The 9,279-nt window shown below is 30.1% G+C and carries 9 protein-coding genes; 8 read left to right on the top strand and 1 reads right to left on the bottom strand.

The window, feature by feature from the left end; translation table 11 throughout:
• The first annotated feature begins 143 nt into the window (after positions 1-143).
• The 5 genes from ACKI4K_RS02195 to ACKI4K_RS02175 all read left to right on the top strand — a co-directional run bounded on the left by ACKI4K_RS02195 (position 144) and on the right by ACKI4K_RS02175 (position 5,534).
• Entirely contained in the window at positions 144-602 is a 459-nt protein-coding gene (locus ACKI4K_RS02195; RefSeq protein ID WP_407421839.1) for a MarR family transcriptional regulator, read from the top strand.
• A gap of 62 nt (positions 603-664) precedes the next feature.
• Positions 665-1,144 carry a bacterioferritin gene (locus tag ACKI4K_RS02190; RefSeq protein ID WP_407421837.1) on the top strand — a complete coding sequence of 160 codons (480 nt, stop codon included), beginning with the start codon at positions 665-667 and terminating at the stop codon, positions 1,142-1,144.
• 394 nt (positions 1,145-1,538) lie between these two features.
• Positions 1,539-2,738 carry an AAA family ATPase gene (locus ACKI4K_RS02185; protein WP_407421835.1) on the top strand — a complete coding sequence of 400 codons (1,200 nt, stop codon included), beginning with the start codon at positions 1,539-1,541 and terminating at the stop codon, positions 2,736-2,738.
• 518 nt (positions 2,739-3,256) lie between these two features.
• On the top strand, positions 3,257-4,195 hold the full coding sequence (locus ACKI4K_RS02180) for an acyltransferase family protein (RefSeq protein WP_407421843.1): 939 nt from the start codon (positions 3,257-3,259) through the stop codon (positions 4,193-4,195).
• A gap of 265 nt (positions 4,196-4,460) precedes the next feature.
• Positions 4,461-5,534, top strand: a complete 1,074-nt coding sequence (locus ACKI4K_RS02175) for a heparan-alpha-glucosaminide N-acetyltransferase domain-containing protein (protein WP_407421833.1) — start codon at positions 4,461-4,463, stop codon at positions 5,532-5,534.
• A gap of 49 nt (positions 5,535-5,583) precedes the next feature.
• On the opposite strand, the gene ACKI4K_RS02170 is transcribed toward ACKI4K_RS02175, so the two are convergent.
• Positions 5,584-6,975 carry an MFS transporter gene (locus ACKI4K_RS02170; protein ID WP_407421831.1) on the bottom strand — a complete coding sequence of 464 codons (1,392 nt, stop codon included), beginning with the start codon at positions 6,973-6,975 and terminating at the stop codon, positions 5,584-5,586.
• A gap of 408 nt (positions 6,976-7,383) precedes the next feature.
• Between ACKI4K_RS02170 and ACKI4K_RS02165 the strand changes: the two genes are divergently transcribed.
• The 3 genes from ACKI4K_RS02165 to ACKI4K_RS02155 form a co-directional block, all read left to right on the top strand.
• On the top strand, positions 7,384-8,277 hold the full coding sequence (locus ACKI4K_RS02165) for a phosphatase PAP2 family protein (protein WP_407421829.1): 894 nt from the start codon (positions 7,384-7,386) through the stop codon (positions 8,275-8,277).
• Positions 8,278-8,371: 94 nt separating this feature from the next.
• Positions 8,372-8,551, top strand: a complete 180-nt coding sequence (locus tag ACKI4K_RS02160; protein ID WP_407421841.1) for a transposase — start codon at positions 8,372-8,374, stop codon at positions 8,549-8,551.
• Positions 8,552-9,099: 548 nt separating this feature from the next.
• Positions 9,100-9,279, top strand: a 180-nt coding sequence (locus ACKI4K_RS02155; protein ID WP_407421827.1) for a DUF447 domain-containing protein, incomplete at its 3' end; no start/stop codon positions are given.

Raw genomic sequence — 9,279 nt, 5'->3', positions numbered from 1 at the left:
TTTAGCCTATTTTTGGTGGGTGTTTATATTTGTATAGTTTTTTTCACAATATTGCCTTTATATTAGGAGAAAATTCTTTGAAAAATTATTGAAGAATTAATTATAAGACTTAAAATACATAATATATACTGGTGGTTTTTTTTATGATTGATTTAAATTCAGGTGATGAAAGAATCCCTTTTACACCAGTAGTTCTATATATTGATTATATCAGCATTCAATACACCAAATATTTAAAAGACAATTATCCTGAAATTACTCCTCGTGATTTCACATATTTGGTTACCATTCAGTATAATCCGAATTTGACTCAAAGGGAATTGTCTGAAATATTATTTGTTTCGGAAGCTAACGTTGCTCAAATAATTAAGCGGCTTGAGAAAAATGAATTAGTATATCGTGTATCTGATGAAAATAATAAGTCTAAAAAGATTCTCAATGTTACTGATAAAGCCAAATTAATTATCTTTTCACTATTAAAAGAAATCTATGAATTTGAAGCCAAATTTTTTGAGGATTACAGTGAAGAAGACACAGAAAAATTCAAGAAGATGGTTCATTCCTATTCCGAGTGGGCTAACATATTCGTTAATTTTAAATAGTATATTTCAGATATTCAATTATACACTTAAGAGTCTTAAGTCATTTAACTAAGGTGAAAATTATGTCTGATAAAGAAAAAACAATTGAAACATTACAGTTTATTGTAACTGGATTATCTGCAAATTCATTTGGACACAGAATCCAATCTAAAATATTTGCAGGTCTAGGTTTCCAAGCATTAGGGGACAAATATGCAGCCCATGCGACTGAAGAAATGGACTTTGTAGATCAATTCATCGACCGTATTCTTGATTTAGGTGGAGAAGTAAAACAGGAAGCACAGGAAGCACAACCAATCTTCAATGATATAATCGAATTCATTGAACATGACTACAATGTATCTGTTGAAGGAATTAAATTATTAAACGAAATGATGGATTCAGGAATTTTTGATGCAACAACCTATGACTTAATGAAAGTATATCTCAAGGATGAAGAAGAGGATATGGGTTGGAGTGAACAACAATTAGACTTAATTAAAATGATTGGAAAAGAAAATTACTTGACCCAATTATTAATCAACGGCGTACCTGCCGAATAAACATTCTAAGGGATTATTATAATCCCTCTTTTTATATTATTTCCGCAAACTTTTTTTCATATTCGTTGTTTTCAATAATAGATTTATGCATGTTGATGTTAACACTTAATAATTAATAGAAAAAATAGAATTTTAAAAATTGAATAAGGATAAATTTGTTAAACAAATTTTGACACATCCTTATTAAAAGAAAATATGGGTTGCAGTAACGTATATTGCTGCAGAATATTGGTTTTATATATTGTTTTTATTCATGTTTCATTTGATGTAACATAAAATCCATTACCTATTATATGTAATATAAAACTTATTATGTAATATAAAAACCATTATATACTTGGTCTAACATATTTATTATTACATAATTTGAAGTTAATTATATTTTGGTGATATCATGTCTAATTTGCCTTGGGGAACAAGCAAATTTTTAACTGATGAAGAATTTTTCAACAGAACACAGGAAATAAGCAATCTGACAAATCTTTTAAATTCTACAAGTGAAAACAATGCACCAGATATTTTAGTGACAGGTATTAGAGGAGTGGGGAAAACTGTTCTGTTAAATAAGATCAAACAGTTTATGGATGAAAATTATCTTGTTGTATATATGGATTTCAGTGTTTCTCAAACATATCAAAAGAATAAAATGTCTCTTAAAGGGTTGTATGATTTTTACTATCAAAAAATCGTAGAAGAAGCACACTTGAAAGGATTAAACACTTTAAAAAATCACATTAATAAATTTTTTAAAACAAATAATTTCAAATTAAAAGAAGTTGTTGTTGCAAGTGCTTTTGACATTTCCATTCCAATCCCGATTATTGGAACTGAAAGGGATTTGGAAAGATATAGGGATTTTGTTTTTAGACTACCTCAGGAAATATATGACAACAATAAAGATAAAATCGACGGCATGATAATTATCATTGATGAATTTCAGGTCATTAAGGAATTGAATACTTATCTGGAATCATTTTTATGGAATTTCAGAGGATATGTAACTGAACAGAGAAACGTTGCATATATTTTAAGCGGATCTATGGGATTGCAGGATAATTTAATCTCTGAAATTGCAGGTCAAAACGGTGCATTTGGTGGGAGGATGCTGACAATAAATATCAATCCGTTTTCTAAACAGACTACGAAAAATTACCTCACAGAAAGGGCACCTGAGTTAAAGTTCACTAAGGAGGGTTTTGAAAGATTTTACAAATGCACATCAGGTATTCCATATTACATTAATATTTTTGCACGCCAACTCCCGACCAATCAGGAATTGGATGAAAACAATGTAATCGATGCATTTGACAATAATATATCATTCATTGTCAGCCATCTGATTAACGAATGGAACAGACTAACCACAAAAGAAAAGGATATAATAATAGCATTGATTGATTCTCCCTTGAAAAGAATTGACTTGGCTAGAAAATTAAATGTAAAATCAGGTTCATTAAGCGATAAACTGAATAAATTGCAGAATTTGGATTTAATTCGCTTTGCAGGTGGTGAATATGAGATTTCTGAAAAGCTGCTTAAAAGATGGCTTGAAATTGAATATTCTCAAAAAGGAATTTACCCTTATAGATTCTAATTCATAAGTCATATATTGGGATGTTTTCAATAGGTTTTTCCATATTTATTGCCTTTTTAATTAGTACACAGATTATGTCTCTTATTTAGTTAAATAATTAGTTTGACGTATTGCGATATAAAATAAGTAATAAAATTTCTGTAATATGAGTTAAATAAAAAGAATAAAAAATATATATGCTTCTTAGTTTTATATTATAATTTGAGAGCGAAAAGTAGTAAATATTTTGTATAGTATACGGGCAAAATCCCTTTTAAATGATTTTTAGACTTTATATTCTTTGTTAGAGTTATATGAAATAATCAACATGTCAATTAATATCACATTAAAATAAACCCCAAAGCAAGTTTAATTTAAATAGTGGATAGTATTAATTAAAATATATGGGCAAATCAAGTAATTATACAAAAAATATTGCCATAGCTGAAACAAAAACATTTGCTATTTTATTGGTTATTCTTTATCATTGTATGCTTTTTTATATAAATCCAAATCCTTTCTGACCATTAAATGCAGGCATTGCTTCACCTTCTGTAATTGCATTAACAGAATTTCTTGGTGACTGTTTAGTGCCTTCTTTAGTTTTATGTTCCGGATTTCTATTTCTTTTGTCTACAAGAAATCATCCCCGTAGTAGATGGGAGATGCTTAAAAATAGAGTTAAAAGATTAATCTGGCCGTATTTTATATATGGTGCACTTTGGCTTGTTCCGTTATATACCTTTTTAGATATACCTACTTTGGGCCGTCCTTTACATACTGATTTTGTAAGTGGTTTTTTAGCAATGTGTATGGGAGTTTTTACGGATCATTTATGGTTTTTATTTCCATTGTTCTGGGCAACATTATTTTTCATAATTATAAGAAATCTTTTGGATGGAAAAAAATTGATTGTGGCTGGTGTTTTAACAGTTATTGCTGCAGCATGCATTGAATTATTTTTATCAGATATTAATTATTATTGTATATCACAATCAGGTCCTTATTTCATTGCTTTTTTTGTTGGAATTTTATTATATCATTTCAATGAAAAAATTGAGAAATGGAATTCAAAAATATACTGCTTAATCTCATTGGCTTTGTTTGCAGTATTGGGGTTAATAATTTATTTAAATATTGATAATGCTGTTGTTTATAATATTGGGAATATTTTAGGTGCATTATTGTTTTATTTCATATTCATGGCATTTTCAAGAACTTCCTTTTCTGATAAGCTCAATAAGTCAAGATTTTATAATTTTTGCGAATCTCGTTCCATGAATATTTATCTGCTGAATTGTCCGTTTATGCAAATTTATTTCATTTTACTTAATCCGCTAATAGGAACAAATGTTTATTTAACTATTCTGTGTCTTTCGATATTATCATATACTTCAATATTCATTGCAGTATGGATTCAGAATAAACTGAAAATAGAGTTAGTCAATAAAATTCCAATTCAAAAAACCGGCGGTTAATAGTAATTGGTGATGAAAACAGCCCATGTCCAATTCCCTGGATAATTGGAGCCATGACGATTATATATAATGGTATATTTTCTAAAAAGATGGATATTGTTATTGAAATGCTAATAAGAATCATTGCATAAAATACATGTATTGAAAAAAACAAGAGCTAACCTATTGACAGTCCAGACAACAATTATATGTTATTATTGATAAAAATCTAATATGGCCATACTGAATGTTGAAAAAATATACTATTATTTTGCGGAGTTTAAAAATGAATTTTCTGGCAGATAAAAAAGTTAATACCGGAAGGCAGAAGGAGTTGGATATTGCAAAAACATTGGCAGTTATTTTCATGATTCTTTGTCATGTAATAGTTTTTGCATCTTTCTCTAACATTTTAATTACTCCCGAATTTGAATTGATTTTTAATCAGGCTGCGGCAATCATTGTTGCTCCTGTTTTCATGTTTTGTATGGGAATAGGTATTATTTTCTCAAGACATAATCAATATAATCTTCTTATTAAAAGAGGTGTGCAATTATTGTTGCTGGGATATTTTGTAAATATTGGAACACAATTAATCCCAAATGTTTTAGGTCATATGTTAAATACTTCTAATGCTCCGATTGCAGTATTGTCATTGTTTAAGGTTGATATTTTAGTATTTGCTGGAGTTGCGTTCATACTGATTGGAATTCTTAAAAGATTTAATTTTTCTAAGGAAAAAATGTTGATTCTGGCAATTGTATTATCTATAATCGGAAGTTTTGTATGCTTTGTTGATTTTAATAATGTCTTCTTGAATTATTTCTTTGGATATTTTATAGGAACCATTCTTCACAAGTGTACAGCATTTCCATTATTCAATTGGTTTATCTTTCCAGTAGCAGGTATGGTTTATGGAAGTTATTTCATTAGAGCCAAAGATAAATCTCAGTTCTTTAAATTATGGCCAGTATTTTTAATTGTTCCATTAATATTTATTCTTTGTACTTTATCTCCTGTACCGGCAGGATCTATCTGTGATAATGCGCGCGCATATTTTATCACAACATTTGATGCAATAGTATGTATAATTTTAATTCATGGTTTATTAGGGTTTTTTTGGAAGATATCTGAATTTCTACCGGACATGCTCAGTAATGGATTTACAACGTTAAGTAAACATGTAACCGGAATTTATGTTGCTCAATGGTATTTTATCCCTCTGTTTATGACTTTTATCGAGTACTTTTATAAAGGCATTGTATTTACTGATTTATCCATTATATTAATTAGTATATTTATATTAGTGATATCGACTCTTGCCGCACTATTATACAGTAAATATAAACAAACAAAATAGAAAATGCCGGGGGATGAAATTTACAAGAAATTTTTTTCCCAATTTTGATTTATGATAATTTTTCAATCTTTTCCTTATCATCAATATAAACAATAGCCAAAACAAGCATGACAATATGTAACAGGAGCAAAATGAATGAAACCTGATTAAATGCAACAACTGATACAGAATTATGCTCTATAGCACCGCCCGCTAAAACAGCCACCATCACGACAAGCATTGATGAGCCGATAGCTGCAAAAATCTGCCTTAAGGTATTGTTGACTGCAGTTCCGTCTTCCACCTTATCAGACACCATTGTCAAAGTCCATGTTGTTGCAGGCATCAATGCCATTCCCGCACCCATATAACGTATTGCCTGAGTTATCATCATGAATTCAAAAGAGGAATCCTGAGTATAAAACATCATGCTTGCAAATCCGATCATTGATAAAATACAACCGATAATGAGAACCTTCTTGATGCCAATTCTATTTGTAAGAAGAGGGCCTATGAAATTAAATGCAATTATCAAAAGACTTCCAGGAAACAGGACTGAAGCGGAAATGATAGCAGAGTTATAGGCAATTCCCTGAATGAATATCGGAACAAGTGCAGTGCATCCATTCAAAGCGAAAAAGAGAATGCAACTAAAAATTGTACCTACTGAAAAATACCTGTTTTTTAAAATGGATGTGTTAATCAGCGGACTGTTCAATCCAGGCTGACGCCTTACAAACAATATCAGAGCAATGATTCCAACGATTATAGGCACAATTACAAAATAATGGGTGAAACCGTAATCCGCAATATTTGTAAAACCAAGCATCACTCCACCACATCCGATAACTGATAGCAATACGGACAGATAATCAAGAGGATAATCTTCAGTAGGTGCATTGTCTTTTACAAAGAATAAGCCTAAACCTATCAGAATCAGTGAGGATATTGTGAAAAATAAAAACAATGTCCTCCAGCCATACAATGTTATGACAAAGCCTCCAATAAAAGAGCCTACAACAGGAGCTATTGCAATAACCAGACCATACAAACCCATATATGTCTGCCATTTCTCTTCAGGTATAATCCTTAAAAGCAAAATCTGAACATAAGGCATCATAACCCCGTTTCCAATAGCCTGAATTATTCTGCCTACAATCAGCATCATCATGGAAGTTGAAAAGTAACATATGACCGACCCGAAAAGAAACGTGACCAATGAAAAGAAAAATATTATTCTTGCATTAAATCTACGGGATATGAATGCACTTAATGGAATCATAACTCCAACAACAAGCAGGAAAACAGAATAGGACCACTGTGCCTGTGTTGATGAGACAGAAAAATCGCTCATCAAATAAACAACGCCTGTTGTGATTATACCTTGAGCTATGGTTAATATGCTAGTGGCCAAAGTAAATAAAATCAGTAACTGCATCCTGTTGTCTAAATTCATATTCATTTTCTCACAATGTAATTTGTTATTTATTATTTATTTTCATTTTCAGTAAAATATTTATCCCATTTAGAGTTAAATATTAAAACTTTAAGAATTTGTTGAAAGATTACTTGATGATTTTTTTGTTCATTTTAAAGATATAAATGGCACTATCATACAGTAACCGATAATGTCTACATTATATTTATTTTTTAATTGCTATATAAAGTTTCGATTAACTCTACTAATGTTTTTAAAAAATAATTCTATTAATATGTTGATTGGATTCCCGTAAAATATTTAGTTAATGTCTGTAAAATATTGTGTAGGAGCTAAAAGTACATTATATTCTGTATAGTATACGGGTATAATTCTTTTAATTATTTCTCCGATAAGTAATCTTTTTATTAAATATAATATATAGTTAATAGTATGTTTGAAACATTTTTTTATTTTCCGTGGGAAGTTTCTCTGATACTATTTCTGCAAAATTCTCTTCCAGGTTTCGTATTAGGATTCTTTGGAGTTATTGCAGAGGTTATCTCTAAAAATGTCCTTGCATTGCTATTCATTTCAATCTATTTGGCATACAACAAGGATTGGGGTAAATTCACATTGCTTTCGTTGGGTGTGGCTGGTGTGTGCTGCGAATTTATCAAAGTGGCCGTTGCACGTTTAAGACCATATGCAGTTGTTGATAAAATCAAGTGCATTCATGCAAATGTGGCTGACCAGAATCCTCTTGACTTTAAAATCCAGGGATATTCGTTTCCAAGCGGACATACGATGATGGCAACCAACCTGTTTTTGGCAATTCCGATATACGTCAGGAATATTCAATATATATCTATTGGATTGGTTGGAGTTTTGATTGTTGCTCTTTCAAGGGTCGGATTAGGCGTTCACTTTCCGACAGATACTATTGTGGGATTCATCATTGCTTTGGCGTTAATCTTAATATTGTCTCGTATTTACGACAAGATTGAAAATAGGGTATATCTCTATTTGGCTATTATCGCTCTGTCTTTGGTTGGCGTATTGTTCTGTTCTGAAATAAGTTATATTAAGTATGTGGCATTGATTTTGGGAATTTCATTAGGATTTCTTGTTGAGGAAAAATATGTTAACTTCGAAAATCCTAAAAGCAGAAGGGATGCAATAGTCAGGCTTGTTGGAGCAGTCATATTGTTTGTATTGCTTTTTATCTTAATCCCGAAATTTGCAGGCGATACTGACATGGTTAAATGTATTGTGTATTCTCTATGCACTTTCATAATGCTTGCCATATATCCTTTAGCCTTTAAAAAGATTGATAGGGACGGATGACCGAATCCATTTAATCATCTTTACTTTTTTTTGAGAATATTTTTTTCACATCAATTAATATGAACTCATTAGGTATGAACTTTGATAAGAAACTATAAATCCCCAAATAATTAAAATAAACTCAAAAGAGAAAAGAATTAACCTAATTTTAGATAATGCTAGAATACATCACGCTAAAATCGTCGAAAAAGCATGTGAAATATTAAACATGAACTTAATATTTTTACAGCCATATTGTCCAGATTTAAATCCAATCGAAGATATATGGTGTTAAATCAAATGCAAAATATATAAATCGATATATGAAAATTTAAACGAATTAATAGAAATATTTAAAGAAGAATACTATCAAATAGTTGATTTAACATCATTCTACAAAAATTGGATTGATGAATATTTGGGTACAAACATTTAGTAAAACACTATAAGTAAATATTTTTTGTTATTGTTTCTTTTATGCGCTTATTATTGTGTAAAATAGTGTCCGATTTGGCTGTGAAATTATTAATGGGAGATGGGTGAAATATTATAGTGTATGAGCTAAAACTACATTATATTTTGTATAGTATGCTGGAAAATCCCTTTTAAGAAGTTTTTTAAATTAATAAAACAATATTTTTATTTTATTTTACATTTTAAGTTCAGATTGTCTTTTAGTTGAGGCTCCAATATTCTTCTCATATCCTTAAAGTCATTATTTGTGATGAATTAGGTAAATAATCTGATGGGGGAAACTAATGTGATATAATGTTTTGGCAATAATTTTTAATTAGATTAATTAATAGACATTATATTGAAGATGTAATTAATAAGGATGATAAAATGGGTATTGATTTGACAGATATAGGAATTGAAGAAGGACAGAAATATGAAGGGATTTACACTACCATGAGCAAGGACGGTGTAAAAAATGCAGCGCCAATAGGGATTGTATGCAAAGGCAAAGACAAACTTGGATGCAGATTATTTGTCGGCACCCAAACCCTGAAAAACATTATGGAA

It is taken from the genome of Methanobrevibacter sp. (assembly GCF_045644645.1).
Taxonomy (GTDB): domain Archaea; phylum Methanobacteriota; class Methanobacteria; order Methanobacteriales; family Methanobacteriaceae; genus Methanocatella.
Note: the sequence above shows the minus strand (reverse complement) of the source record. Positions and strands in the feature narration are given on the sequence as shown.